Below are 25,985 nucleotides of genomic sequence, written 5' to 3' on the forward strand. Positions count from 1 at the left end.
TTTACCTTTCAGAAATAAACATGAGTGAAATATTTCGGGATATTCCTTCATCCGTAATGGTGAAGTACGGGTGTTGCGGGTTAAATGTGAATGTTGTATTTATTTCAGCAGGCATACCGCGTCCAGCTTGTACCAGGCAGGCAAAGAGATGCTGGCCTGGTTCAAGTGTACGCTGTAATGTGACAATGCCGCTGCTGCAAGGATAAATAATATTGCTGGCCGGAGGGGATATGACGACTTCACTTTTACGGGGTATTTCCGGCGAGATATCTTTAATCCAGCTAAAAAGGTTTTCCTGCTGATTAATAATGCAGTGGGTTTTCTGCCCCGGTGAACCAATGGCAGTGGTTAATACCGGAATAGGAAATCCTCCCTCTACAGTGTCAATTATTCGGTTAGTATTAATCAGGTGCAGGCGAAAATGGCCCGTTTTTAAAGGCACTAGCCAACTGTGAACGGTAATGCCGTTCAGAGGTTGCCAATAGCAGTGAATACCACTATCGCTTATTTCCTCGTGCAGGTTGGTTCGGCGCCCTCGGAAATAACCGTCCTGCTCGGAGAAAAGCAGCATTGAATCACAAGCGTTCATTTCAATCCCGTAACGACTACGTTCAAGATTAAACCCGAGCAGTGATGAGTAGGCAAATTTGGCGTATTTACTTTCGCTATTGTTATAGTTTTTCGCTGGCAACTGCCCTGCATTGAGTAGATATCGATGCTGATTATAAGCGTCGTAGTGAACAATTTGTCCTGCGTGGGAATATGTCCGTAATGGCGAGGTTGCAGGGAGTTCACATGCTTTGCTTTGCCAGAAATTGCTCTGTTCACTCAGGGCCAGGATTAGATACGATTTGCATGCCCAGTAAGATGATCCAGGTGCATTATAGTCTTCTGCAATACCAGGATTATCATAGGTATAACCCACGTTCATTATGCCACGAGGGTCCAGGTATCCCTGTTGCCGCCACCAGTTGAGGTTACGCAGGACTAACCCCTTTATGACGCCAGTTGGAAACACCGGTAGTTCGGCAAAAGCGACGGCACTCCAGAAGGCAGATTGTGCAAAGCGGTAGGTCAGACTGCGGCCAAACGGAATTGCGCTGCCATCTTCGGCAAACATATGGATAAAATCGCGGGCAAACAGGGTGGCGCGGTCACGTAAAATTTGACAGCGTTGCGGGTCATGGTCGGCCATCAGGCGGGCGTAAACCAGACCATAAAAGTGCAATGCCATGGCGTTATAATAGTCACGCGGCCGACCTTTGCCATCGCTGTACCAACCGTCACCCAGGTAATAACTATCGAGCAGTTCGAAGTGGTGGGCAATGATGTCCGGCTGCCAGGTTTCACCTACCAGACATAGACCTGTTTCTACCATAATCGGGAAAAACGACCAGTTGTTCAGCGGCAGTTTGACGTGATGGATCTTTCTCAACCAACACACCAAATGGGCAAACTCGTCGGCTGATAAATGCGCTTTGAATTGCTCTCCTGCCAGTGCCAGCCCGGCACCGTAAACGGCCATTTCTACGCAACGCTGGTCGAAATCACCCGGTTCGCCCCAGTAGTTAGCGTGCTGCGGATGAGTGCCATTCGCGATGACCCGAAAAAACAGTGCGGGATCGGTTAGCCGACTCTCCGGGCAGGCGAGCTGAGAAAATACGCCCCACAGCAGACGGCTGAATGTTTCCATGGCCGCCGTTTCTTTACCGTAAAGGGGAATAACGTCGCCAGACAAAATACCGGTTTCCTCTCCGTTATGCAGCGACCAGGCGGCAGAGAGAATTGCGTTGAAATCATTTTCAACATCCTCTCTGGTGGTCAACGGTTGTGGTGAAAACGGTTGAAATTTCATAGGGTAAATCTCTTTTATATTAAGTGGAATAACGTTTCAAAGCATACTTCGATGGGACGTAATTTATTGGTGTTCGAGGCGAGGATTCGTTATGAAGATCACAAAAATAGATGAGTAAACTCGCAGTTCAGAAAAAACAGGCTTTATTCTGCGCGAATTTGAATTATTCTGAATCAAAATTGAACTATCTTGACATCGCCATTATGACACCAGAATTATTGCTCGATCGGATTGAGTTTGACGATCTCTACGCGGAGTTTCGTCGTGTGGAAGGGAAGAGCGTTGACTATTATCATTGGCACCAGTGCCTTGAGGTTTTATATATTGAGGCAGGGGTGGGGATTGTAGTGGTAGATAATCAACAGTACACGCTCCGGCCCGGAAGGATTTTTATTTTTCCGCAGGGTAAATTGCACAAGGTGACGGTTGAAAGCAGCCAGTCAAATATCTATAAACGTAATATTTTGCACATTGATGCCAGCGTGTTGACCTCATACTTTAATGCTTTTAATGAGTTTAGAGTTGTTCTTGAGAATATTTCAGCGACTGATTCCAAGGCATTTGTTTATGATCTCGGACAATCTCAGGACTATATTCGTAGGATGTTGGATTTGTACGAGGTGAAATACCGTTCAGTCTCAAATAAGGTTGAGGTAATGGCAGTGCTAGTCCTTAATTTATTTCAACTTTTTTCTGAGGACGCGTATGTCAGAACCGCTGCGACCGGTAAGATATCGTCGAAAATCATGCGTCTGATTGAACGGGATTTTCGCACCCGTCTGACGCTCAAAGATATTGCCGAAAATCTGGACATCTCACAAAGCTATGCGTCGCGGGTATTTCGTAAGGAGACAGGAGGGACAATTCAGGAATATTTACTGATTCGGCGGGTGAAGTATGCTTGTGACTTGCTGGAAAATACTAAACTGTCGGTGGCGCAGATTGCTGAGTTGGCTGGCTTTAACCATGCCACCTATTTTATTCGCTGTTTTAAAGAGCTGCTCGGTTGTGCGCCGCTGCGCTACAGAAATAGACAGAACCAGTAAGGCCCTTACTTATATCAGTTACATAAAAATGCATATTTTTTAACGCTGATATAATATAGACGCTAAGTTAGAGTTACCGGGATTAACCATGAAAAAGTACCAGCGCCTCGCTGAGAAGATGACGGAACAGATAGCCCTTGGGGTGTGGCAGCCGGGCGACAAACTGCCGTCGCTGCGCGAGCAGGTGGTGAATAGCGGGATGAGTTTTATGACCGTGAGCCACGCCTACCAGCTGCTGGAAAGCCAGGGGCGCATCGTAGCGCGTCCGCAGTCCGGTTATTATGTTGCCCCACGTCCGGTGGTCACGCGCCCGGTAGCTGCACCGGCGCAGGTGATGCCGGACAACGCCGTTGATATTAATACCTATATTTTTGAAGTCCTGCAGGCCAGCCGCAACGCGGCGGTACTGCCGTTTGCCTCGGCCTTTCCTGACCCAAAATTGTTTCCACTGCCGCAGCTTAACCGCTCGCTGGCGCAGGTCAGTAAAACCGCGACCGCGATGAGCGTGATTGAAAACCTGCCGCCGGGCAACGATGAACTGCGCCATGCCATCGCCCGCCGCTACGCCTTGCAGGGGATGACCATCTCGCCGGATGAGATTGTGATCACCGCAGGTGCCCTGGAAGCGCTGAATTTAAGCCTGCAGGCAGTTACCGAACCGGGTGACTGGGTAATCATCGAAAACCCCTGTTTTTATGGCGCGCTACAGGCGCTGGAGCGGTTAAAGCTTAAAGCGCTGTCGGTGGCGACCGATGTGAAAGAGGGCATCGATCTCGATGCGCTGGTGCAGGCGCTGCAAACCTATCCGGTGAAAGCCTGCTGGCTGATGACTAATAGCCAGAACCCGCTGGGTTTTACCCTGTCGCCGGAGAAGAAAGCCCGGTTGATTGCGATTCTCAGCGAATATAACGTCACCTTGATTGAAGACGATGTGTACAGCGAACTCTACTTTGGCCGGGAAAAACCGCTGCCTGCGAAGGCGTGGGATAAAAACGATATGACGCTGCACTGCAGCTCGTTTTCGAAGTGTCTGGTGCCGGGATTTCGTATCGGCTGGGTGGCGGCAGGGAAACACGCCCGCCGCATTCAGCATCTACAGCTGATGAGTACGCTCTCGACCAGTTCACCGATGCAGCTAGCGCTGGTGGATTATCTCGCGACCAAACGCTACGACGCCCATCTGCGCCGTTTGCGCCGTCAGTTAGCCGAGCGTAAACAGCTCGCCTGGCAGTCGCTGTTACGCTCTCTGCCGCCGGAAGTGCATATCCATCATAATGAAAACGGTTATTTTCTGTGGGTAGAATTACCCGCAGGAATGGATGCCGGCCAGCTAAGCGCCAAAGCGCTGGAGCACCATATCAGCATTGCGCCGGGCAAAATGTTCTCCACCACCGATAACTGGGCCTCTTTTTTCCGCTTTAATACGGCCTGGGGTTGGGGGGAAAGAGAAGATAAGGCGGTAGAAACGCTGGGCACGCTTATTCGTCAGTTAATGCGTTAATTGCCAACACCTCATTTATCTCCGTGTAATCACATTAAGCGGGGATGTCTTTATTCCGGTCATAGGAAATTCGCATAGCGACCTGTGGCCGGTAACTCCTTGTCTATAATCCAGAATATCTATTGCCGACATGGCATTTTTGCGTAATGCGCCCTTTGTCACAACCTGTACAAATTTCTTAAAGCCGCACAGGTGGCTGGCATAGTGACGTCTATTTTTAAACAGGGAGATATTTTTAACGGCACGGCTGCCGCTCAATTTCATTGTGACAGGAGTAAAACTTTATGAGCAAGAAATTTGCCCGCAGCAGCCTGTGCGCGCTCGTTATGACCGTGGCTAGCGTCAATGCCGCTGAACCACCGACCTCGCTAAATAAAGGGGAAGGACGGTTGGATATTATTGCCTGGCCGGGATATATCGAACGCGGCCAGACCGACAAGCAATATGATTGGGTAACCCAGTTTGAAAAAGAATCTGGCTGCCAGGTGAATGTTAAAACGGCCGCTACCTCGGATGAAATGGTTAGTCTGATGGCGAAAGGCGGTTACGATCTGGTGACGGCTTCCGGTGATGCGTCACTGCGCCTGATTATGGGTAAGCGCGTGGTGCCGATTAACACCGCCCTGATTGAAAACTGGAAAACCCTCGACCCAAGACTGGCCAAAGGTGCCTGGTTTAACGTCGATGGCAAAGTCTACGGCACGCCTTATCAGTGGGGGCCGAACCTGCTGATGTACAACACCAAAACCTTCCCAACGCCGCCGGACTCCTGGAACGTGGTGTTCGTTAAGCAAAATCTGCCGGATGGCAAAAGCAACCAGGGTCGCGTGCAGGCCTACGATGGCCCGATTTACATTGCCGATGCCGCGCTGTTTGTCAAAGCCACCCAGCCGCAGTTGGGTATTAGCGACCCGTATCAATTGACGGAAGAACAGTATCAGGCGGTGCTTAAAGTTCTGCGCGACCAGCACGGGCTTATTCATCGCTACTGGCATGACACCACCGTGCAGATGAGCGACTTCAAAAATGAAGGCGTGGTGGCCTCCAGCGCCTGGCCGTATCAGGCCAACGGGCTCAAAGGTGAAGGGCAGCCGATTGCCACCGTGTTCCCGAAAGAAGGGGTTACCGGCTGGGCGGACACCACCATGCTGCACGCCGAAGCGAAGCACCCTGTCTGCGCCTATAAGTGGATGAACTGGTCACTGACGCCGAAGGTTCAGGGCGATGTGGCGGCCTGGTTTGGCTCGCTGCCGGTGGTGGCCCAAGGCTGTAAAGCCAGCGCGCTGTTGGGCGATAAAGGCTGTGAAACCAACGGCTATAGCTTCTTTGACAAAATTGCCTTCTGGAAAACGCCAATTGCCGAAGGCGGGAAATATGTTCCGTATAGCCGCTGGACGCAGGACTATATCGCCATTATGGGCGGCCGTTAATTACCCAGGAGTCCATCATGACGTATGCAGTAGAGTTTCATGACGTCTCGCGACTTTATGGTGACGTGCGGGCGGTGGATGGCGTCAGTATTGCCATCCACGATGGTGAGTTTTTCTCAATGCTGGGGCCGTCAGGCTCCGGCAAAACCACCTGCCTGCGGCTGATCGCCGGCTTTGAGCAGCTCTCCGGTGGGGCGATTTCTATCTTTGGTCAACACGCCAGTGAACTGCCGCCGTGGGAGCGTGACGTCAATACCGTGTTTCAGGACTACGCGCTGTTTCCGCACATGTCGGTGCTGGATAACGTCGCTTATGGGCTGATGGTTAAAGGCGTGGCCAAGAAAGAGCGCCAGAACAAAGCCGCGCAGGCGCTGGAAAAGGTGGCACTGGGTTTTGTTGGCGGGCGTAAGCCGTCGCAGCTTTCCGGCGGCCAGCGTCAGCGGGTGGCGATTGCCCGCGCGCTGGTCAATGAACCGCGCGTGCTGCTGCTCGATGAACCCCTGGGCGCGCTGGATCTCAAACTGCGCGAGCAGATGCAGTTAGAGCTGAAGAAACTCCAGCAGGAACTGGGGATCACCTTTATTTTCGTCACCCACGATCAGAGCGAAGCGCTGTCGATGTCTGACCGGGTGGCGGTGTTTAACAACGGACGAATCGAGCAGGTAGACACGCCGCGCGCGCTTTATCTGCGGCCACGCACGCCGTTTGTCGCCAGCTTCGTCGGCACCTCTAATGTCTTTGACCCGGAAACGTCGCAAGCGCTGTGCGGCATGGTGGGAAGTTGGGCGCTGCGCCCGGAGCATATTCGGCTCAATGAGGGCGGAGAAGTTCAGGCCAAAGGGCAGGTGCAGGCGGTGCAGTATCAGGGGGCGGCTACCCGCTATGAGCTACTGCTCGACGGCGGCAGCAAGCTGCTGGTGAGCCAGGCGAACTTTTCAGCGGGACTCAATGCGGATGGCCCATCCGTCGGTCATACCGTGCTGGTATCGTGGGCGCGTGATGCGATGGTTGCGCTGGACGGAGGGAGGTAAATGGAGATGAGCATGACACCGGTTCCTCCCTCGCGCGGCTTGAAACGCTTGTCGAGCCTCTTCTGGCGTCGGCCGACGCTGGGGCTGTTCCTGCTTCTGCTTGGCCCGCTCATGTGGTTTGGCATCGTTTATTTTGGTTCCCTGTTGACGTTGCTGTGGCAGGGGTTCTACACCTTCGATGACTTCACCATGTCGGTGACGCCAACGCTAACGCTGGCAAATCTGTACGCGCTGTTTAACCCGGCCAACTACGACATTATCCTGCGTACGCTGGTGATGGCGCTGGCGGTCACCCTCGCCAGCGCGCTGCTGGCATTCCCGATGGCGTGGTATATGGCGCGCTATACCAGCGGTAAGCAAAAGGCGTTTTTTTACGTGGCGGTGATGCTGCCGATGTGGGCCAGCTACATCGTTAAAGCCTACGCCTGGACGTTGCTGCTGGCGAAAGACGGCGTCGCACAGTGGTTTCTCAACCATATGGGGCTGGGGTCGGTATTGAGCGCCATTCTGTCGGTGCCGGGCGTTGGCGGTAATACGCTTTCGACATCCGGTTTGGGGCGCTTTCTGGTGTTCGTCTATATTTGGCTGCCGTTTATGATCCTGCCGGTGCAGGCCGCGCTGGAGCGTATTCCCGCGTCGTTGTTGCAGGCCTCCGCCGATCTTGGCGCATTACCACGCCAGACCTTCCGTCATGTAGTTATCCCAATGGCTATCCCTGGGATTGCCGCCGGTTCAATTTTCACCTTCTCACTGACGCTGGGTGATTTTATCGTCCCGCAGCTGGTGGGGCCGCCGGGCTACTTCATTGGCAATATGGTCTACTCCCAGCAGGGGGCTATCGGCAATATGCCGATGGCGGCGGCGTTTACCCTGGTACCGATTGTTCTTATTGCCCTTTATCTGGCGTTCGTGAAGCGCCTGGGAGCGTTTGATGCACTCTGAACGGGCACCGCTATTCCTCAAAATTGCCGCCTGGGGAGGGGTTATCTTCCTGCATTTCCCGCTGGCCATTATCGCGATTTACGCCTTTAACACCGAAGACGCGGCGTTCAGTTTTCCCCCTCAGGGGTTGACGCTGCGCTGGTTTAGCGAGGCGGCTGGGCGCGGGGATATTTTCGATGCTGTGACACTGTCACTTAAAATTGCCACCTTCTCGACGTGCATTGCCTTAATACTTGGCACGCTTGCTGCAGCGGCTCTTTGGCGACGGGACTTTTTTGGCAAAAGCGCGGTGTCGCTGTTGCTGATGTTGCCGATTGCGCTGCCGGGCATTGTCACCGGCCTTGCGCTGCTGACGGCATTTAAAACCGTCAATCTGGAGCCGGGGCTGGTCACGATTATTATCGGCCATGCCACTTTTTGCGTGGTGGTGGTGTTTAACAACGTGATTGCCCGTTTCCGCCGTACTTCGTGGAGCCTCGTTGAGGCATCGATGGATTTGGGCGCTAACGGCTGGCAAACCTTCCGTCACGTGGTGCTGCCAAATCTGAGTTCGGCGCTGCTAGCCGGGGGCATGCTGGCGTTTGCGCTGTCGTTTGATGAAATTATCGTTACCACCTTCACCGCCGGGCACGAGCGCACGCTGCCGCTGTGGTTGCTCAACCAACTGGGGCGGCCGCGCGATGTGCCGGTGACTAACGTCGTGGCGCTGCTGGTGATGTTACTGACGATGATACCGATTTTAGGGGCATGGTGGCTGACTCGCGAAGACGAAGGCGCCGCCGGTGGAAGTACGACGTTTAAATAAAACAGGATCATGCTATGCAACATAAGTTACTGATTAATGGTGAACTGGTAGCAGGTGAAGGCGAATCGCAGCCGGTATATAACCCGGCGACGGGTGAGATCCTGCTGCAAATTGCCGAAGCCTCCGCCGGACAGGTTGATGCGGCGGTGATTGCCGCTGACCGTGCGTTCGAACAATGGGGACAAACTACCCCCAAACAGCGTGCAGAATGCCTGCTCAAACTGGCCGATGTGATTGAAGAGCACGCGGAAATCTTTGCCAAACTGGAGTCGCTTAACTGCGGTAAACCGCTGCACTGCGTGATAAACGATGAGATCCCGGCGGTCGTTGATGTTTTTCGTTTCTTCGCGGGTGCCGCACGCTGCCTTAATGGGCTGGCGGCGGGAGAATATCTGGAAGGGCACACCTCGATGATTCGCCGCGATCCGGTAGGCGTCGTGGCCTCCATTGCGCCGTGGAACTATCCGCTGATGATGGCGGCGTGGAAGCTGGCACCGGCGCTGGCGGCGGGGAATTGTGTGGTGATTAAGCCGTCAGAAATCACCCCGTTGACTGCGTTAACGTTGGGTGAACTGGCCAAAGACATCTTCCCAGCGGGTGTTCTTAACGTGCTGTTTGGCCGAGGCAAAACCGTTGGCGATCCGCTGACCGGGCATGCCAGCGTGCGGATGGTGTCGTTAACCGGTTCGATTGCCACCGGTGAGCACATTATTGCCCATACCGCGCCATCGATTAAACGTACCCATATGGAACTGGGCGGCAAAGCGCCGGTGATTGTGTTTGATGATGCGGATATTGATGCGGTGGTCGAAGGGGTGAGAACCTTCGGTTTTTATAACGCCGGACAGGATTGCACCGCTGCCTGTCGAATCTATGCCCAGAAGGGGATTTACGAGAAGCTGGTCGAAAAATTGGCGGCGGCAGTGGCCAGTATCCAGCCTGGTGCACCAGACGATCCATCAACCGAGCTAGGACCGCTCAGTTCACAGGCTCATTTGGCGCGGGTGAGCGAGGCGGTGACGCGGGCAAAAGCATTGCCGCACATCAAAGTCGTGACCGGGGGAGAGAAAGTCGCGGGCAACGGTTACTATTTCCAGCCGACGCTGCTGGCAGGTGCGCGCCAGGAGGATGATATTGTCCAGCGTGAAGTCTTTGGCCCGGTGGTTAGCGTCACCGTATTCGACGATGAAGCGCAGGTGCTGGCATGGGCCAATGATTCGCAGTACGGCCTGGCGTCATCGGTATGGACGCAGGACGTCGGGCGAGCGCATCGGCTGAGCGCCCGTCTCCAGTACGGCTGCACGTGGGTGAACACCCATTTCATGTTGGTGAGCGAAATGCCGCACGGCGGACAGAAGCTGTCGGGTTACGGGAAAGACATGTCGGTGTACGGGCTGGAGGATTACACCGTGGTCCGTCACGTGATGATAAAGCACTAATTACCCCCTTCGCGGTAGGCGGCAGGCCTACCGCGCAGCCCCTCTTTTTTGACATGCTCAAAACAACGTGCGAGGATCCGCGCCGTTGAAAAACTGAGCATAGTCAGAGCGATGAATAAAAGTCTTGTTTGTACCGCGGTCGTGATTGCCGCTGCGATAGGTGTGGGCACCTGGTTTTCGGCAAGCCGCATTGCGGCATGTGATGGCAATAACCGCGCCACGGCGGCCTGTCTGGGCGAAGCCTGGGACACAGAAAAAGTAAACCTGATTCCGCAGTACGATCCCAACCGTTACGTCAGCGATCCTTCCACAGACAGCATTTTTGCCGCGTCCCAGTTAAAACGCTAAGCGTTGGCTAAATCACAGAATTAACCGCTTTATAGGCATAACATAATTCTACATTCCGTTTTGCATGCAGATAATTCATCTGGAGATGAGTTGCTGTGTGCTGAATGTTCTCGAGCGGAAGCGGCGAAAAACTTGATGTACGTCAAAAAACGTAGCATATTGCGCCGCTTTAACTATCAATGATAAGGACTGGATTGGTGACGCTGTACCAACATATGCTCATCTTTTATGCGGTGATGAGCGTTATCTGTGCTTTTATTACCTGGTTTCTCACCAAAGAAAGCGCCACCATCCGCTTAATCGCGGCGCTGTTGATTGGCGCAACCTGGCCGTTTAGTTTCCCTGTTGCGCTGTTACTGTCGCTATTCTGAATGCTACTTGCTCAGATCGCTTAGCAGAATGGCAATGCTTCTTCCGCCTTCGGTCTGCTCAAGGGCAATTTTAACGATAATAGTTAACGGCACCGACAGCAGCATGCCGACCGGGCCAAGCAGCCATCCCCAGAAGATCAGCGACAAAAACACCACCAGAGTCGAAAGGCCGAGGCCGCGTCCCATGATCCGAGGCTCGAGAATATTGCCAAAAATCAGGTTAATCACCAGATACCCCGCAAGTACGATAAGCGCATCGTAAAAGCCGCTAAACACCAGAACCTGCAGGATAGGAGGGATCGCCGCCAGCACCGAGCCGATGTTCGGAATATAGTTGAGGGCGAAGGCCAGCAATCCCCAAATAAAGGCGAAACGCACATCCAGCAGTTCCAGCATTCCCCACGCGACAAGGCCCGTCACGACGCTGATTGCCGTTTTAAGCACCAGATAGTGCGACACGCTGTCCAGCGCCCGCTGAATGGCCGCCATGCCTTCAATTGGCCGGGTCATTACTTGCTGAAGTTTGGCCGGTAGCTGCGGAACTTCGAGCAGCATAAATACCACCGTCAGCAGCAGTAAAAAGATAGATGACATGGCGTTAGACAGCTGTGTTAACAGCCGGGAAACCAGCGTCATGGCGGCGTTGGGATCGATATACTTAATCAGTTCATCGGGGCTAACGCCGATACCAAAGCGTTGCATCCATGGCTGCAGGTTATACAGCGGCACCGCCAGCGAGGAACGATATTGCGGCAGGGTGCGTGCCAGTTCATTGAGCGAAGTACCCAGAGAGGCGAGCAGCAGCACGGCGGCCATGATGATCACCGCTATCAGCAGCGAAATTGCCAGAACCCGAGGCACCCGCCAGCGCACCAGCAGCTGCACCACCGGATTAAGCACCACCGCAATAAATAGTGCCAGTACGAACGGAACAATAATTTCCGCAGCAAAGCGGATACCGGTAAGAATGATCACCAGCATGCCCAGCATGATGACAATTTTTAATCCATTAAGGGTGATGATTGGCCTGGACATGTTGGGTTAACTCCAGCGAAAAACTATAAAGAATATGATAATTGCGATTTGCCTGATAATAAATGCATTCACATCAAACAACATCAGTAAAGATTTGAAAACATTTTGAGATACTTTGACAATTGTGTTAGAAATTAGCTGTGTTTAACTACTGAGGACAATTTTACTCCGCAATGATGAGAAGCAATACCGCGGATAATTGTAATTTTATGGACAATTTGTTCAGGACGTACCTTTCTACCAAACCTTCTGTATTACCTTCCTATTCTGCCTTCTATGGTGAGCAGCACTGGCGCAACGCGCTTTAGTCTCCTTCTTCGTTTGAGCTAAATTTTAATCATTTTTTTTCAGTTTGCGTTTCTCGCAAGCTGCGACGGATTATATTCTCATGCAGGAGAAGCACCATGTTTTATTGGATTTTATTAGCCCTCGCCATTGTTGCAGAAATTACGGGTACGCTGTCTATGAAATGGGCAAGCGTCAGTGATGGAAACACCGGTTTTATTTTGATGCTTGTGATGATCGCCTTGTCATATATTTTCCTTTCGTTTGCGGTAAAAAAGATTGCCCTCGGCGTGGCCTATGCGCTGTGGGAAGGGATCGGTATTTTGCTTATTACCCTGTTCAGCGTTTTGCTGTTCGACGAAAGCCTGACGGTGATGAAAACGGCAGGTCTGGCGACGCTGGTTGCCGGTATCGTGCTGATTAAATCGGGGACGCGTAAATCCCCGAGCAAGCCGATGAATAACGAGGTGGACCATGCAGCAGTTTGAGTGGGTTCACGGCGCATGGCTGGCAGGTTCCATCGTTCTGGAAATTGTCGCTAATATTTTCCTGAAGTTCTCTGACGGCTTTCGCCGCAAACTGTACGGCATTCTTTCGCTGGTCGCCGTACTGGCCGCGTTTAGTGCGCTGTCGCAGGCGGTAAAAGGTATCGACCTCTCGGTGGCTTACGCTATCTGGGGTGGTTTTGGGGTTGCCGCAACGCTTGCGGCAGGGTGGATCCTCTTCGGTCAACGCCTGAATTATAAGGGCTGGATTGGCGTAGCTCTGCTTTTGGTCGGAATGGTACTGATTAAACTCGCCTGATGTGATCGCTGCCTGAGAAATCGGGCAGCGAAATCGCCTGTCTGTATTACGCTTGTAACAAAGGGTTAATCGAGCGTATGCGAGGGTGATACATGTTAAATCCGTCACGCTGGCGCAATATTGCCACGGCCAGAACGCTGTTTGTGATGATCTTTTTAGCCGGCATCGGCCTGATTTTTTCCATTATCTCATTGTTGTATCTCTCGCAGCAGTTGATTAGCGCTAAAACCAACGACATTGACGCTCGTCGATCTGCACTTTCCGTTGATGGGGCAATTCAGACATCGATTAACCGCGTGCTGTCGCTGGTTATCGATAACGCCATCTGGGACGATGCCGTTCGTAAAGTTTACCCTCCGACGCTGGATACCACCTGGTTGTACAATACCTGGGGTGCCGGTTACAAAATCAATAATCTTTACGACGGCACTTTCGTGTTGGACGAAAATTACCGCGTGCTGTGGGGCGCTTTTCACAGCAATTCTTTTAACGAGCAGGACCTGCGCTTTTTTGGCGATGGGCTACAGGCGCTGATCGACCGGAATAAGGCGTCGCTCGGCGAAGGGAAGAACATGTTCGCCGGTATTACGCGAACCCGCGAAGGGGTTGCGTTTATTGGCATAGGGCTTATTCGGCCGATGACGGGGCGGCTGCAGATTTATGACGCGACCCGTCGCTATCTGGTTATCACTCGCCACGTCAATCCGACGCTACTGCGCAATCTCGGCAATACCTTTCAGATTGAAAATCTGACCCTCACCGACGCGCCGCAAAACCAGTACAACATTCCAATCCGCACTGCCGGAGATCGGGTGGTGGGCTGGCTTAACTGGCAGTTGCGCCAGCCGGGTGTTGAAGCGGCAAATGCGGCATCGCCGCAAATTCGTGAAATCGTGCTGCTGGCCACCGGGTTGATTCTGCTGTTTATTTTGTTGAGCAGTCTGGGTTTATGGAAGCTGGCTCGCGGTGAACGCCAGGCGCGTGAAATTGCGCTCACCGACTGGCTCAGTCATTTACCCAACCGCCGGGCGTTGATTGAGCAGCTTGAGCGCATCAGCCTGCGTGGCGACAAAGATCTCAAAACGGTGGTATTTATCGACCTTGACGGGTTCAAAGATGTTAACGACATCTACGGCCATGATATCGGCGATATTCTGATTATCCATATCGCCGATATGCTGCAAACGCTGGTGCCCTCGGGAGGAATGCTGGCGCGTATGGGCGGCGATGAATTTGCGATGACCGTCGGCGGACAACATTCCCAGGCTCGCGCCACCGAATTTGCCGTGCGGGTGTTGGATTACCTCAATACGCCGATTCGTATTGGTGAACGGACGCTGCATATCAGCGCCAGTATTGGTATTGCCAGCGGCACGTTGCAGTCCTGCTCCAGCTCTGAGCTGTTTCGTCAGGCGGATATTGCGATGTACCACTCCAAAATTACCGGTAAGGGGCGCATTACCCACTACGATGCCGAACTGAACAGCGTCCGCGAATACCAGTTATCGATTGAAAACGATATTCGTCATGGCCTGGAACATGATGAGTTTGAGGTGTGGTATCAACCGATTGTCTGCGCGCGTTCTCAGGCGATGGTCGGGGTTGAAGCTCTGGTACGCTGGCCGCGCAGGGCGAAAGGGGAACTGATGCCCGATGCGTTTATCACCATTGCGGAAACCAGTGGACTGATTTATTCGTTGGGGCAATTTGTGCTGGCTCGCGCCTGTCGGGATCTGCTGGCACATAACGATTTAAAATTGTCGGTGAATATCTCCCCGGCGCAGTTTCGTGACCCGGAGTTTGAAGAAAAAGTCTCCAGCGTGCTGAAGTCGTCAGGCTTCCCACCGGCGAGGCTGCAACTGGAAGTGACCGAAACCTATGTGCTGGAAAAACCGGAACGCGCGCGGGCGGCTATTACGGCGCTAAAAGCGCTGGGCACCGCGGTGGCGCTGGACGATTTTGGCACCGGGTATTCCAGCATTGGCTATCTACGTCGCTTTAACTTTGACACCATCAAGATCGATAAATCGCTGGCCGGGCTGGTTGATAATGACGATCAGGCGGCGGCATTGGTGGGTGGAACCATCCGTATTGCCAGCGCGCTGGGGATGACGGTGATTGCCGAAGGAGTGGAAACGGAGAAGCAGATGAAGCTGTTGCGTCTGGCGGGGTGCGACCAACTACAGGGCTTTTACTTCAGCGAGCCGATGCCGTTGTCATCGCTGCTGGCGTTGCGACACCAGCAGCGACAAAGTTAGTTTCCGGCGGCCAGTGCTTCCAGCTTGTCGCGAAAACCGGTCACGGAGATGGCGCGGTTATCGGCCCGCCAGCGGTCTTTTGCCGCCGGAGCTGAACTTTGTACCGCAATCACCTGCCAGCCCGCGTCGGTTTTCAACAGCAGCGGTGAGCCACTATCGCCCGGCAGGGTATCGCACTGGTGCGAAAGGACGGAAGCTTGTGCCCACCCGGTCACCAGACAATTTTGGTGGCTGTACAGCGACTCAAGATGATCGACCGGATAGCCTGACTGCGTGACTTTACGGTCAACGGCCTTCAGGGCGGCGGTCAGCTCGGTTTTATCGCCGGTAAACAGCGGAATTGGCGTGATCCCGGACGGCGGGTAGCGCAATACTATCAGGCCGAAATCCCACGGCGCGGCGGACGCCGGAACAATCCAGCCGTCACCGTCAGGTTTCAGTCGTTTACCAAGGGACGGGTCGACGCGTCCTTCAATACCATGAATTTCATAGCGCCAGCTGCCTTTTTGCGACACGAAACGCAGGGCGATGGCTTTGTCCTGCTTGCCGCGCGGCGGTTCAAGCAGACAGTGTCCGGCGGTTAGCGCCAGGTTGGGGGTAATTAAGGTGGCGGTGCACAGGTTGCCGCTAGCGGTTTCCAGTTGTCCGATGGCATCCCACGGCGGCTGCGCCGGGTTCGTCACCAGAATGCGATCGTCCTGACCAAAGAACAGGGTTTTAATATCTTTGGCGCTGATGCCGCTATCACCATCATCGGCGTGTGAAAGAAAAGGTGTTACCGACAACGATCCCAGTAAACAACACACAAAGGCTGTACGCATATGACTCTCTGATGGGGCAATTATGATTATAAAAGAAATACCCAATGAGACTACTATAGACGGGAGGAATGAAAAGTGGGAGAAAAATCAGCGAACTACGCTCAGTAAAAGAAAAACTGGGTTGCGATCAGTGCGCAGATGATAAGTAAAGCCAGGATGAGCTCGAAACGATAGCGCCGCAACATGATTGCTCTCCAGGAAAAAATCGGCGCTATATAAGCGCCGATGTATCATCAAGAATATCCTACCGCTTCAATTATGCAGCTGGCTGTGCAGCTGGTTTTGCAGCTTCGTGTTTAACTGCTTTTTTGTGTTTTTTAGCAGCCTGAGCTTTCTGAGCTACAGCAGGTTTAGCTGCTGCTTTTTTGTGTTTCTTAGCAGCCTGAGCTTTCTGCTCTACAGCAGGTTTAGTTGCTGCTTTTTTGTGTTTCTTAGCGGCCTGAGCTTTCTGCTCTACAGCAGGTTTAGCGGCTGCTTTTTTGTGTTTTTTAGCAGCTTGAGCTTTCTGAGCTGGAGCGGCTTTCTTGTGTTTTTTGTGATGAGTGGTTTTCGCTGGAGCCGCGTGAGTAGCGGTCGCAGTGGCAGCCGGAGCCGGAGTTGCAACTGCGTCAGCAGCGAATGCAGCGGAAGACAGACCCATAGCAGCGGCAACAACCAGAGCTAATACTTTTTTCATTCTAATACCCTCGAATTGGTTTTTTCATTCAACCCCACTGCGGGGCCGTTGAAAGAACTATACCTTCGAGCGCTTAGGCTTTCCGTGAGTGATTGGTTTCGGCGTGTAACGTAATGTACGAGATTTGTAGACTCTATGTACGGGGCAATTTTCATTACCCCATAATGAGTTAGCTGCGGCAGGCCGGCTGGCTGGAACGCTGAGCCAGGTAAACGCGCAGGATAAGTACGAAGGCCATCGCCACTACCACCGAAGCAATCAGGTAAATACTCTCCAGTCCGTAATAACCGGCAATCCAGCCCGCCACCGGCCCGGTTATCCCTAACGCCAGATCGAGAAATGCGGAGTAGGTGCCGAGCGCCGTGCCCTGGTTTTGCTCTTCAACCTGCTTAACCGCCTCAACGCCCAGCGCCGGGAAGACCAGCGAGAAACCTGAACCAGTAAGAAACGCGCCTACGCCCGCCAGCCATGCGTTGGGTGCGAACCAGATAATTAAGAGCCCCAGGCATTCGACCACAAAACAAATGAGCGACACGCGAATGCCGCCAAAGCGAATAATCGTATTGCCGAGGACAAGGCGAATACAGATAAAACCAATGCTAAACAGTGACAGCGTAAACGCCGCTCCTTGCCAGCCATGAGCGGTGAAGTAGAGGGTAATAAAGGTGGCAATGACGCCAAAGCCGACGGTGCCCAAGCCTAAACCCAGACCGTAGGGCCAGATTTTGCGCGCCACTACGTGGAAAGGGGCGCGCACGCCAGCGCTCACGCTGACATCATCGCGGGTACGAGCAAACAGCAGGCCAATCAGCGCAATGATGACGATAAGCGTCGCAAAACCGCCGATACCAAACCAACCGTTGAGCAGCACACCGAGCGGGGCACCGGCGGCCATAGCGACGTAGGTGGCGACCCCGTTCCACGAAATCACGCGTGAGGTGTGGATTGCGCCGACGGTTTTAATGCCCCACAGCGTTGACCCGGTTGACGTAAAGCTTTCGCCGACCCCCAAAAACACGCGCCCAATGAGCAATAGCGCGACCGCCGCTAGCGGACTGGCAATCACGGCTGCCGCGGCGAGGGTAAATAAACCGCTCATCAGGCAGCAAATAATCCCCAGACTGACGACCTTTTTCGGCCCCCAGATATCGGTATAGCGCCCGGCATGAGGGCGGCTGACGAGGGTGGAGATATATTGCAGGCTGATAACCGCCCCGGCCACCAGCGTGCTGTAGCCGAGATCGTAGTGAATAAAACCCGGCAGTACCGCCAGCGGAAGACCGATAGAGAGGTAGCAGATACAGGTGAAAACGACTATCGAGATAATGCGTAGATTGAGCTGAGTATTGCTAGTGTAGGGAGTCATAACGCTAAACGGATAAGTCAAAAGTGGCTTCATTATAGGAATTGCCATCTAGTATGGCGAGATGGCAAGGCATTTTATGTCAATAACATAAGTACTAAAAATAATGGGCGGCAAACCATTAACCGCCCCTAATGATTAGCGCAAGCGTTTATGCAGCAGCAGGCCGGTGAGCAGGGCGCCAACCAACAGTAAAGCGATAAACCCGCCTACACCGTTCCAGCCGTATTGATGCCAGAATACACCGCCCAGCGTCCCGGCAATGCTGGAACCAAGATAATAGCTGAACAAGTAAAGCGATGATGCCTGGCCTCTGGCGCGGCGCGCACGTGGGCCAATCCAACTGCTGGCAACCGAGTGAGCGGCGAAGAAGCCGGCGGAGAAAAGCAGCATCCCCGGGAAGATAACCCACAGCGGTGAAAATAGGGTTAACAGCAGACCCAGCAACATGATGCCGGTAAAGAAGATCATCACCGGCCCGCGACCATAGCGAGTGGTCATCATCCCGGCTTTCGGTGAGCTCCACGTCCCGGTCAGATAAGCGACAGAGAGCAGGCCAACGACGGCTTGATTCAGCGACCACGGTGAGAGCATCAAACGATAGCCAATGTAGTTAAACAGCGTCACAAAGGCGCCCATTAACAAAAAACCTTCAACAAACAGCAGCGGAAGACCACGATCGCGCCAATGCAGGCGGAAGTTAATCAGTAGAGATTTTGGCTTCAGCGAGCTGGGGCGAAAATGACGGGACTCCGGCAATATGCGCCAGAACATAATGGCCGCGCCTAACGCAAAGGCGCTGATGACCGCCAGGGCCACGCGCCAGCCAAAGAAGTCGGTAAAGACCCCGGTAAGCAAACGCCCGCTCATGCCGCCGATGGAGTTCCCGCTGATGTACAGCCCCATCGAGAAAGCAACAAAACTGGGATGGATCTCCTCGCTGAGGTAAGTCATGCCGACGGCGGCCACCCCGCTAAGCGAGAGGCCAATCAGCGCGCGCATAATCAAAATCCCGTGCCAGCTGGTCATCATGGTTGAGAGCAGCGAGCAGCACGATGCCAGCACTAAAGCGGTGACCATCACCTGCTTGCGGCCAATGGCGTCGGACAACGGGCCGGTGAACAGCAACCCGACCGCCAGCATGGCGGTCGAAATCGACAGCGAAATACTACTTTGCGCCGGAGAGACGCTAAATTCGTGAGAGAGCACCGGCAGAATCGGCTGAACGCAGTACAGCAGGGCAAAGGTTGCCAGCCCGGCGGAAAACAGCGCGAGAGTGACGCGGATAAACGGCGGCGTACCGCGACGGATAAAGGTGTTGGATGGAGAAGGGGCATCATCGCGGACATCAATAACGGGTGTATGGTCTGCGGTCGTTGTGCGGCTCACGGGAAAATCCTTGCTTAAAAACGAGATGTAATAACGACATAGGTCACATAATTAGAGTAGGAAATCGTAAATATTCTGTCTAATATATTAATAATCTCAATTAAGACTTTTAAAGTATGAATATCGAGTTGCGTCATCTGCGCTATTTTGTCGCCGTTGCTGAGGAGCTGCATTTTGGTCGCGCCGCTGCGCGCTTAAACATCTCGCAGCCGCCGCTAAGCCAGCAGATTCAGATCCTCGAACAGCAAGTGGGCGCCCGTCTTTTTGCCCGCACTAACCGCAGCGTGAGCCTGACGGAAGCGGGGCGGCAGTTTCTTGCCGACAGTCGTCAGATTTTGCTGCAGGTCAACGAGGCCGCCGCGCGGGCAAGCCGTTTGCACCATGGCGAAACGGGTGAATTACGCATCGGCTTTACGTCGTCTGCGCCGTTTATTAAGGCTGTTTCCGATACTTTATCGACCTTCCGCCAGCGCTACCCTGACGTACATATCCAGACCCGCGAGACCAATACCCGCGAACAAATCTCGCCGCTGACCGAAGGCGGTCTGGAGCTGGGATTGATGCGTAACACACAGTTGCCCGACACGCTCGACTGGCAGGTGATCTTGCGCGAACCGCTGCTGGCGATGATCCATCGCGATCATCCGCTGGCCAGTCAGGAATCGGTGAGCTTGGTTGAACTGGGCCAGCAGCCGTTCGTCTTCTTTGACCCGCACGTGGGAACCGGGTTGTATGACGATATTCTTGGCCTGATGCGACGCTATGGGGTGACGCCAACCATTACTCAGGAAGTGGGGGAGGCTATGACGATTATTGGCCTGGTGGCGTCGGGGCTGGGCGTCTCGATTTTGCCCGCTTCATTTCGCCGCGTGCAGCTGCAGGAAATGCGCTGGGTTCCGATTGCGCAAGAGGATGCGGTATCGGAAATGTGGCTGGTTTGGTCAAAACATCATGAACTCAGCCAGGCGGCCGAGCGTTTTAAGCAGCATCTGTTAACGGCGGCAAAGGTGAGCGTTTCTACGCCAAAAGTGTGAAAAAATGTGCAGTAAATCACAAGGCTAAGTAAAAATTTGACGCAGGCCATTGAAGTACTTCACCATAGTCCAAAGTTTATTTCGAAGCGCGAAAATAAGGGAGTTTTACGGTGGTAGCGGACAGTCAGCCAGGCCATATCGATCAAATTAAGCAGACCAATGCGGGGGCGGTTTATCGTCTCATTGATCAGCTCGGCCCGGTATCCCGTATCGATCTCTCACGACTCGCGCAGCTGGCTCCGGCCAGTATCACCAAAATTGTCCGTGAACTGCTGGAAGCGCACCTGGTTCAGGAGACGGAAATTCAGGAAGTGGGCAGCCGTGGTCGTCCTGCGGTTGGGTTAATGGTGGAAACCGAAGCCTGGCACTATCTTTCCGTTCGTATTGGACGGGGTGATATTCATCTTTCGCTGCGCGATCTGAGCAGTAAGCTGGTGGTTGAAGAGCAGCTTGAGCTGGCGCTTGAGCATGAAGTGCCTTTTTTAAGCCGCGTCCTTGCCCATATCGACCAGTTTTTCATTCGTCACCAGAATCTCCTGGAGCGTTTAACGGCGATTGCCATTACGCTTCCCGGTATCATTGATACTGAAAACGGCATCATTCACCGTATGCCGTTTTACGAAGTGACCGACGTGCCGCTGGGGGCAACCCTGGAAGCGCATACTGGCGTTCCGGTTTATCTCCAGCATGATATTAGCGCCTGGACGATGGCCGAGGCGCTGTTCGGGGCATCTCGCGGGGCCAGGGATGTCATCCAGGTGGTGATTGACCATAACGTTGGCGCCGGGGTGATTACCGACGGGCGTTTGCTACACGCGGGCAGCAGCAGCCTGGTGGAGATTGGTCATACTCAGGTCGATCCATATGGAAAGCGCTGCTACTGCGGGAATCATGGCTGCCTGGAAACCATTGCCAGCGTGCAAAGCGTGCTGGAGTTGACGCAGGTGCGCATGCAACAATCGATGAGCTCAATGCTGCATCAAAAGCCGCTGACCGTTGATTGGCTATGCCAGGCGGCCGTACAGGGCGACCTGCTTGCCAAAGACATTATCGGCAGTATCGGGACCAACGTTGGGCGCATTCTTGCCATCATGGTGAATCTGTTTAACCCGCAAAAGATTCTTATCGGTTCCCCGTTCAATCAGGCTTCTGACATTCTCTTCCCGGCCATCAGCGACTGTATTCATCAACAGTCCCTCCCGGCATACAGTAAACATATTTCCGTCGAGCAGACGCAATTCTCTAATCGTGGCACGATGGCCGGCGCCGCACTGGTCAAAGATGCGCTCTATAACGGAACATTGCTGATTAGATTGTTACAGGGTTAACATTTTTTTGCGGTTTTGCAAAAAATTGCGCTAACTCAATCCACCTGACATGTGCATCACGTAAACTTTCACCCGGTTGAATTATTCATTGCCTTGATTTATACAGGCGTCGCTGTGGGGTTAGTTAGTCATGCTTAATCGTTTCTTTATTACTGGGACTGATACTTCTGTCGGTAAGACGGTGGTTTCTCGTGCGCTATTACAGGCGCTCGCCGCCAGCGGGAAACGGGTAGCGGGATACAAGCCGGTGGCAAAAGGCAGCAAAGAGACCGCCGATGGCCTGCGCAACAAAGATGCGCTGGTGCTGCAAAGCGTCTCATCGCTGGCGCTGCCTTACGAGGCCATTAATCCTATTGCGTTGAGCGAAGAAGAGAGCAGCGTAGCGCACAGTTGCCCTATCAACTACAGCCTGTTGTCCGATGGGCTGGCTAATCTGAGCAAGCAGGTTGATAACGTGGTGGTCGAAGGCACGGGCGGTTGGCGTAGCCTGATGAACGACCTGCGTCCGCTCTCCGAGTGGGTGGTGCAGGAACAACTGCCGGTGCTGTTGGTGGTGGGGATTCAGGAAGGGTGCATCAACCATGCGCTGTTGACCGCGCAGGCTATTGCCAACGATGGTTTGCCGTTGATTGGCTGGGTGGCGAATCGTATCAATCCAGGTCTGTCGCACTACGCGGAAATTATCGACGTGCTGAGTAAGAAACTCCCGGCACCGTTGATTGGCGAACTGCCGTATCTGCCGCGTCCGGAACAACGCGAGCTGAGCCACTACGTTGATTTAACGATGCTCAGCAACATGCTGACGGTAGATAGAATCCTGGCGTAGGGTGCGGGACAGCACTGAAGCAATCACGCAGGCAATCAGCAAACCGGGCAGCAGCGTATACTGCCCGGTCATTTCACAAATCATCAGCGTCGACATAATCGGTGCGTGGGTGGTGGCCGCCAGCAGGGTGGCCATTCCGGTGATCCCCAGCAGAATCGTCGTTGTCTGATCCCCCGGGAATGCAAAACCCCACGCATTGGCGAACAAAATCCCGACGGCCAGCCCGATAAACAGCGTTGGGGTAAAGACCCCGCCGGGTGCACCTGAGCCACTGCTGGCGAGAATGGCCAACAGTTTGCACACAAATATCCCGGCAATCACGGTGAAAACCGGCGGTGCGAGCAAAAAGCCTTGCACTACGCTATAGCCGTTACCCCAAACCGCTGGCGTCAACAGCGATAGCAAACCAACCAATAATCCGCCAAGCGCCAGTTGCCAGGGCGGGGACAGTTTGAGCCACAGAAAGCCGCGATGGCTGACGTCCATCAGCCACATCAGCACTGGCCCGCCGGCGCCGCAGACCAGCCCAGCAGCGAGCATCAGCACGTAGTGGCTGGCGGTCAGCGTGGGTAATGGTGCAACGCGATACAGCAGTTCTGCGCCACCGTTCATCATTTGCGTCGTTAGCAGGGCGACAACCGCCGAAACCACTACCGGCCCGAGCGAGGCGAGCATCAGCGTGCCGAACAGTATCTCGGCAATAAACAGGCTCCCGGCCAGCGGCGCATGATAGGCGCTGGCCATCCCCGCGGCGGCTCCGCAGGCAATCCACAGTTTCCACTCATCTTTTGGCGTAAAACGCTGAGCAAAAAATGAGGCCGCCAGTGCTGCCAGCAGGATCATCGCACCTTCACGGCCAATGGCGCTGCCGCTGGCCACGACCAGTAGCGAAGCGGTGGATTTTACCAGGCTGGAGCCGGTGTCGAACTTTCCTTCATCACTTTCCAGAGCTTCCATGTAATCGGTGGGCGCATGTGGGCGCTGGCGCGTGTAGCGCTGCCAGCACCACAATAACGTGCCGGCGGCAAGCCCGCCGAGAGCCGGAGTCATCAACCGCCGCCACCACACCAGGCCCTCAGCCGCGTTGACCAGACTGCCGCTGTCGTTGCTTAACAACAACCATTCGAGAAAGTACATGGCGTGACGGAACAGGGCGACGGCTAGCGCCGCCAGAACGCCGACGACGGTAGCGATTAACAGGCGACGAAGCATCGCCTTGATATCGGGATAGTGATGAAGGCGCTGCATTGGAATTAGCGATACAGCTTTTTATCTGCCACGGGGATCAGCAGAAGGGACTGCCAGTGCCCCAGCGTCTGCTGTGTGAGTTGCCCCAGCGCCGTATAGAACGGGTCCTCGGCTTTGTCGATAAATTCGCTGATAAAACGGTTGGCCCACGGTAACAGATGCCAGGCCAGCAGTTGCTCGCAGGCTTCATAGCGATCGTTTTCGACCAGCCAGGCGGCCAGCATCAGCAGCGTGCCGAAGTGGTCTTCCGGCTCATTTTGTTGCACATCAAAGGCAATCTGGTTGTCGCGCATCCACTGGCGCAGCGCCAGCGTGGATTCACCGAATAATACGTTTTCGCGATCTAACCACACTGAACCCCACGGCGGTGAAGGTAATGCCGACGGGCCGATGAACAGCCGTTGCCAGGCTTCAGAACGCGACTCATTGCTTTTTGCCGTGAACCCGGCGGACAGCGTATCTAGGTGGTTGACGGGATAGGGCCACTGTGCGGCCCATTCGCCATCACTAAAAGCGGCAACCAGTGGCTCAGCAAGCGCACTATCCGGCGCAAAGTAAAACAGCGCCCCGAGAACGCGGGCGGAGAAAGCTAAAGCGTCGTGGTGCTGAACGTCATTCATTACTGCATTTCCTTAAATGCGTGCGGGACGTATCCCGCACCGATAAATTACCCGGCAATCGCCATACCGACGGTCATGTGCAGGCCGTAAAACAGCCCACGGCCGATAAATTCCCCTGCTAGCACCAGCAGCAAACCTATGGCTAAGCCGATAGCGTGCGACGGAACGCGACGCAGAAGTGGGCAAAGCCAGCAGCCTAAACCTGCGAGCAGCAGTACAAAGCGCCATACCTGCAGGCGGCCCCAGTCGGGCAGCAGCGCGTTGGCTTGCTGTACCGAACTGTGAATAAAGCCGAGTTCAGATGTCTGCATCACCACCACCGCAAGGCTTGCCAGTAAAGCCAGCACGCTGAGTGAGGCAAAGAATTTACCGTTAAACGGCACCTTCGCCAGCTTCAGCAGCAGGGCAGCGAACAGCGGCCCGGTGAGGACCACGGTTAAGAAGAACGACGCCGTGGTGTATCCATTATACCAGGTTGGCACCGTGTCTATCTGATAAACACGCGTCATCGCCCAGACAAAGATCAGACCCAGCACCATGCTGATGACTAACCAGATCCGTCCGAGCGTGGCTGGCATTTTACCGATAACCGAAAGCAGCCACCAGAACCCGCCTACCGCAAAGAATACCGAGCCACTGGCGATTTCATTACTCAGCGCCGATGAACCAATGCGATTCAGTGAGTTGAAGGCGCGTAAAGGGGAGCCAAGGTGCAGTACCGAGGCAAAAAAGGCAATCCCCATGATGACCCACAGGAAGAACATATTAAGGACAATCCGTCGCTCATCGGCCCGTTCATTACGTGCCGCCAGCCAACCCATTCCGGTGATAATTGTCGCACCCACGACGCACTGCCCCAGTACCGTAAACAGAACCAGCGGCCATTCATGCCATCCACTTCCCATCTCACACCTCCTTCGGGTTGGCCAGATAGCCGGTTGTGTCACCGCACGGACGTGCGTTGGCGTTGGGTTTAATCACGATACTCGGTTTGGTGAAGTGCGCGGACGGCAGCGGTGCCACCGCGGCCAACTGGCCGTATTTCTGACGCAGCTCTTCAATCGGGCCAAAGTCCAGCGCGCGCAGCGGGCAGGATTCGACGCAGATCGGTTTCTTGCCGTCGGCTACGCGCTCGTGGCAGCCGTCGCACTTGGTCATGTGACCTTTCGCCGCGTTGTATTGCGGTGCGCCGTACGGGCAGGCCATGTGGCAGTAGCGACAGCCGATGCAGACATCTTCGTCCACCACCACGAAACCGTCTTCGCGCTTGTGCATCGCGCCGCTCGGGCAGACCTTGGTACAGGCCGGGTCTTCGCAGTGGTTGCAGGCAATCGACAGGTAGTAGGCAAAGACGTTCTGGTTCCAGACGCCGTTGTCTTCTTGCCAGTCGCCGCCCGCGTACTCGTAGATGCGGCGGAAGCTGACGTCCGGAGTTAAGTTCTTGTAATCTTTACAGGCCAGCTCACAGGTTTTACAACCGGTGCAGCGGGCGGAGTCGATGAAAAATCCGTATTGCGTACTCATGGGTTA

General features: G+C 54.1%; 25 protein-coding genes. 15 read left to right on the forward strand and 10 right to left on the reverse strand.

Annotated elements, in window-relative coordinates; translation table 11 throughout:
• Nucleotide 1: 1 nt before the first annotated feature.
• Nucleotides 2-1,855 carry a DUF2264 domain-containing protein gene (locus LZ634_RS14075; RefSeq protein WP_234506272.1) on the reverse strand — a complete coding sequence of 618 codons (1,854 nt, stop codon included), beginning with the start codon at nt 1,853-1,855 and terminating at the stop codon, nt 2-4.
• A gap of 110 nt (nt 1,856-1,965) precedes the next feature.
• On the opposite strand from LZ634_RS14075, the gene LZ634_RS14080 reads away from it, so the two are divergent.
• The 9 genes from LZ634_RS14080 (at nt 1,966) to LZ634_RS14120 (ending at nt 10,768) form a co-directional block, all read left to right on the forward strand.
• On the forward strand, nt 1,966-2,901 hold the full coding sequence (locus LZ634_RS14080) for an AraC family transcriptional regulator (protein ID WP_234506275.1): 936 nt from the start codon (nt 1,966-1,968) through the stop codon (nt 2,899-2,901).
• Between the two features lie 88 nt (nt 2,902-2,989).
• The gene (locus LZ634_RS14085; RefSeq protein ID WP_234506280.1) at nt 2,990-4,402 is read left to right on the forward strand and encodes a PLP-dependent aminotransferase family protein; all 1,413 of its coding nucleotides are present in this window, start codon (nt 2,990-2,992) and stop codon (nt 4,400-4,402) included.
• A gap of 284 nt (nt 4,403-4,686) precedes the next feature.
• Entirely contained in the window at nt 4,687-5,832 is a 1,146-nt protein-coding gene (ydcS, locus tag LZ634_RS14090; protein ID WP_234506283.1) for a putative ABC transporter substrate-binding protein YdcS, read from the forward strand.
• Between the two features lie 17 nt (nt 5,833-5,849).
• Entirely contained in the window at nt 5,850-6,863 is a 1,014-nt protein-coding gene (locus LZ634_RS14095) for an ABC transporter ATP-binding protein (protein WP_234506285.1), read from the forward strand.
• Nucleotides 6,864-6,875: 12 nt separating this feature from the next.
• Nucleotides 6,876-7,805: an ABC transporter permease gene (locus LZ634_RS14100; protein ID WP_414467742.1), complete on the forward strand. Its 930-nt coding sequence runs from the start codon at nt 6,876-6,878 to the stop codon at nt 7,803-7,805.
• Nucleotides 7,795-8,610 (forward strand): ABC transporter permease, encoded by an 816-nt coding sequence (locus tag LZ634_RS14105; RefSeq protein ID WP_234506291.1) that lies wholly within the window; start codon nt 7,795-7,797, stop codon nt 8,608-8,610. Before LZ634_RS14100 ends, LZ634_RS14105 begins: the two co-directional genes overlap by 11 nt.
• 14 nt (nt 8,611-8,624) lie before the next feature.
• Nucleotides 8,625-10,049, forward strand: coding sequence for an aminobutyraldehyde dehydrogenase (gene patD / locus LZ634_RS14110; protein ID WP_234506293.1), 1,425 nt, complete (start codon nt 8,625-8,627; stop codon nt 10,047-10,049).
• Nucleotides 10,050-10,160: 111 nt separating this feature from the next.
• Nucleotides 10,161-10,397, forward strand: a complete 237-nt coding sequence (locus LZ634_RS14115; protein ID WP_234506296.1) for a hypothetical protein — start codon at nt 10,161-10,163, stop codon at nt 10,395-10,397.
• A 197-nt stretch (nt 10,398-10,594) separates the two neighbouring features.
• On the forward strand, nt 10,595-10,768 hold the full coding sequence (locus LZ634_RS14120) for a GhoT/OrtT family toxin (protein WP_072129045.1): 174 nt from the start codon (nt 10,595-10,597) through the stop codon (nt 10,766-10,768).
• Between the two features lie 3 nt (nt 10,769-10,771).
• Here LZ634_RS14120 and LZ634_RS14125 read toward each other — a convergent pair whose 3' ends face one another.
• The gene (locus tag LZ634_RS14125) at nt 10,772-11,803 is read right to left on the reverse strand and encodes an AI-2E family transporter (RefSeq protein WP_234506299.1); all 1,032 of its coding nucleotides are present in this window, start codon (nt 11,801-11,803) and stop codon (nt 10,772-10,774) included.
• 404 nt (nt 11,804-12,207) lie between these two features.
• On the opposite strand from LZ634_RS14125, the gene mdtJ reads away from it, so the two are divergent.
• The 3 genes from mdtJ (at nt 12,208) to LZ634_RS14140 (ending at nt 15,150) form a co-directional block, all read left to right on the forward strand.
• The gene (mdtJ, locus tag LZ634_RS14130; protein WP_234506301.1) at nt 12,208-12,576 is read left to right on the forward strand and encodes a multidrug/spermidine efflux SMR transporter subunit MdtJ; all 369 of its coding nucleotides are present in this window, start codon (nt 12,208-12,210) and stop codon (nt 12,574-12,576) included.
• Entirely contained in the window at nt 12,563-12,892 is a 330-nt protein-coding gene (gene mdtI / locus LZ634_RS14135) for a multidrug/spermidine efflux SMR transporter subunit MdtI (RefSeq protein WP_234506305.1), read from the forward strand. Before mdtJ ends, mdtI begins: the two co-directional genes overlap by 14 nt.
• Nucleotides 12,893-12,984: 92 nt before the next feature.
• On the forward strand, nt 12,985-15,150 hold the full coding sequence (locus tag LZ634_RS14140) for a putative bifunctional diguanylate cyclase/phosphodiesterase (RefSeq protein ID WP_234506309.1): 2,166 nt from the start codon (nt 12,985-12,987) through the stop codon (nt 15,148-15,150).
• Here the strand turns inward: LZ634_RS14140 and LZ634_RS14145 are convergent.
• The 4 genes from LZ634_RS14145 to LZ634_RS14160 all read right to left on the reverse strand — a co-directional run bounded on the left by LZ634_RS14145 (nt 15,147) and on the right by LZ634_RS14160 (nt 19,399).
• Complete coding sequence (locus LZ634_RS14145; RefSeq protein WP_234506312.1) at nt 15,147-15,971, reverse strand: trypsin-like serine peptidase; 825 nt, start codon at nt 15,969-15,971, stop codon at nt 15,147-15,149. The genes LZ634_RS14140 and LZ634_RS14145 overlap by 4 nt on opposite strands.
• A gap of 256 nt (nt 15,972-16,227) precedes the next feature.
• Nucleotides 16,228-16,647, reverse strand: a complete 420-nt coding sequence (asr, locus tag LZ634_RS14150; RefSeq protein WP_234506315.1) for an acid resistance repetitive basic protein Asr — start codon at nt 16,645-16,647, stop codon at nt 16,228-16,230.
• 169 nt (nt 16,648-16,816) lie between these two features.
• Nucleotides 16,817-18,013 (reverse strand): MFS transporter, encoded by a 1,197-nt coding sequence (locus tag LZ634_RS14155; protein ID WP_234506318.1) that lies wholly within the window; start codon nt 18,011-18,013, stop codon nt 16,817-16,819.
• Nucleotides 18,014-18,148: 135 nt separating this feature from the next.
• Nucleotides 18,149-19,399, reverse strand: coding sequence for an MFS transporter (locus tag LZ634_RS14160; protein WP_414467743.1), 1,251 nt, complete (start codon nt 19,397-19,399; stop codon nt 18,149-18,151).
• Nucleotides 19,400-19,515: 116 nt separating this feature from the next.
• Here LZ634_RS14160 and LZ634_RS14165 point away from each other — a divergent pair, with 116 nt between their 5' ends.
• The 3 genes from LZ634_RS14165 to bioD all read left to right on the forward strand — a co-directional run bounded on the left by LZ634_RS14165 (nt 19,516) and on the right by bioD (nt 22,587).
• The gene (locus LZ634_RS14165) at nt 19,516-20,433 is read left to right on the forward strand and encodes a LysR family transcriptional regulator (RefSeq protein ID WP_234506321.1); all 918 of its coding nucleotides are present in this window, start codon (nt 19,516-19,518) and stop codon (nt 20,431-20,433) included.
• A gap of 110 nt (nt 20,434-20,543) precedes the next feature.
• Complete coding sequence (gene mlc, locus LZ634_RS14170) at nt 20,544-21,761, forward strand: sugar metabolism global transcriptional regulator Mlc (protein ID WP_234506324.1); 1,218 nt, start codon at nt 20,544-20,546, stop codon at nt 21,759-21,761.
• A 130-nt stretch (nt 21,762-21,891) separates the two neighbouring features.
• Nucleotides 21,892-22,587 (forward strand): dethiobiotin synthase, encoded by a 696-nt coding sequence (gene bioD, locus LZ634_RS14175; protein ID WP_234506328.1) that lies wholly within the window; start codon nt 21,892-21,894, stop codon nt 22,585-22,587.
• Here the strand turns inward: bioD and clcB are convergent.
• From clcB to LZ634_RS14195, 4 genes are read right to left on the reverse strand one after another with little or no spacing between them, the layout of a single operon-like run.
• Nucleotides 22,540-23,835 (reverse strand): voltage-gated ClC-type chloride channel ClcB, encoded by a 1,296-nt coding sequence (gene clcB, locus LZ634_RS14180; protein ID WP_234506330.1) that lies wholly within the window; start codon nt 23,833-23,835, stop codon nt 22,540-22,542. The genes bioD and clcB overlap by 48 nt on opposite strands.
• 5 nt (nt 23,836-23,840) lie before the next feature.
• A complete protein-coding gene (dmsD, locus tag LZ634_RS14185) occupies nt 23,841-24,455 on the reverse strand; it encodes a Tat proofreading chaperone DmsD (protein WP_234506333.1) in 615 nt (204 codons plus the stop codon).
• Nucleotides 24,456-24,502: 47 nt separating this feature from the next.
• Nucleotides 24,503-25,360: a dimethyl sulfoxide reductase anchor subunit family protein gene (locus LZ634_RS14190; protein ID WP_234506335.1), complete on the reverse strand. Its 858-nt coding sequence runs from the start codon at nt 25,358-25,360 to the stop codon at nt 24,503-24,505.
• Between the two features lies 1 nt (nt 25,361).
• Nucleotides 25,362-25,979, reverse strand: coding sequence for a DMSO/selenate family reductase complex B subunit (locus tag LZ634_RS14195; RefSeq protein WP_234506340.1), 618 nt, complete (start codon nt 25,977-25,979; stop codon nt 25,362-25,364).
• Between the last annotated feature and the right edge of the window lie 6 nt (nt 25,980-25,985).

It is taken from the genome of Kluyvera intermedia, assembly GCF_021440345.1.
Taxonomy (GTDB): domain Bacteria; phylum Pseudomonadota; class Gammaproteobacteria; order Enterobacterales; family Enterobacteriaceae; genus Kluyvera; species Kluyvera intermedia_A.

Bases quoted from the DNA above. Each gene is read 5' to 3' on its own strand.
- bioD (WP_234506328.1), top strand. From the start codon at position 21,892: ATGCTTAATCGTTTCTTTATTACTGGGACTGATACTTCTGTCGGTAAG.
- clcB (WP_234506330.1), bottom strand. From the start codon at position 23,835: ATGCAGCGCCTTCATCACTATCCCGATATCAAGGCGATGCTTCGTCGC.
- mdtI (WP_234506305.1), top strand. From the start codon at position 12,563: ATGCAGCAGTTTGAGTGGGTTCACGGCGCATGGCTGGCAGGTTCCATC.
- mdtJ (WP_234506301.1), top strand. From the start codon at position 12,208: ATGTTTTATTGGATTTTATTAGCCCTCGCCATTGTTGCAGAAATTACG.
- LZ634_RS14140 (WP_234506309.1), top strand. From the start codon at position 12,985: ATGTTAAATCCGTCACGCTGGCGCAATATTGCCACGGCCAGAACGCTG.
- LZ634_RS14155 (WP_234506318.1), bottom strand. From the start codon at position 18,013: ATGACTCCCTACACTAGCAATACTCAGCTCAATCTACGCATTATCTCG.
- LZ634_RS14165 (WP_234506321.1), top strand. From the start codon at position 19,516: ATGAATATCGAGTTGCGTCATCTGCGCTATTTTGTCGCCGTTGCTGAG.
- LZ634_RS14095 (WP_234506285.1), top strand. From the start codon at position 5,850: ATGACGTATGCAGTAGAGTTTCATGACGTCTCGCGACTTTATGGTGAC.
- LZ634_RS14195 (WP_234506340.1), bottom strand. From the start codon at position 25,979: ATGAGTACGCAATACGGATTTTTCATCGACTCCGCCCGCTGCACCGGT.
- LZ634_RS14190 (WP_234506335.1), bottom strand. From the start codon at position 25,360: ATGGGAAGTGGATGGCATGAATGGCCGCTGGTTCTGTTTACGGTACTG.
- LZ634_RS14075 (WP_234506272.1), bottom strand. From the start codon at position 1,855: ATGAAATTTCAACCGTTTTCACCACAACCGTTGACCACCAGAGAGGAT.
- patD (WP_234506293.1), top strand. From the start codon at position 8,625: ATGCAACATAAGTTACTGATTAATGGTGAACTGGTAGCAGGTGAAGGC.
- LZ634_RS14105 (WP_234506291.1), top strand. From the start codon at position 7,795: ATGCACTCTGAACGGGCACCGCTATTCCTCAAAATTGCCGCCTGGGGA.
- LZ634_RS14100 (WP_414467742.1), top strand. From the start codon at position 6,876: ATGACACCGGTTCCTCCCTCGCGCGGCTTGAAACGCTTGTCGAGCCTC.
- LZ634_RS14125 (WP_234506299.1), bottom strand. From the start codon at position 11,803: ATGTCCAGGCCAATCATCACCCTTAATGGATTAAAAATTGTCATCATG.
- ydcS (WP_234506283.1), top strand. From the start codon at position 4,687: ATGAGCAAGAAATTTGCCCGCAGCAGCCTGTGCGCGCTCGTTATGACC.
- asr (WP_234506315.1), bottom strand. From the start codon at position 16,647: ATGAAAAAAGTATTAGCTCTGGTTGTTGCCGCTGCTATGGGTCTGTCT.
- LZ634_RS14145 (WP_234506312.1), bottom strand. From the start codon at position 15,971: ATGCGTACAGCCTTTGTGTGTTGTTTACTGGGATCGTTGTCGGTAACA.
- dmsD (WP_234506333.1), bottom strand. From the start codon at position 24,455: ATGAATGACGTTCAGCACCACGACGCTTTAGCTTTCTCCGCCCGCGTT.
- LZ634_RS14080 (WP_234506275.1), top strand. From the start codon at position 1,966: ATGAGTAAACTCGCAGTTCAGAAAAAACAGGCTTTATTCTGCGCGAAT.
- LZ634_RS14115 (WP_234506296.1), top strand. From the start codon at position 10,161: ATGAATAAAAGTCTTGTTTGTACCGCGGTCGTGATTGCCGCTGCGATA.
- LZ634_RS14085 (WP_234506280.1), top strand. From the start codon at position 2,990: ATGAAAAAGTACCAGCGCCTCGCTGAGAAGATGACGGAACAGATAGCC.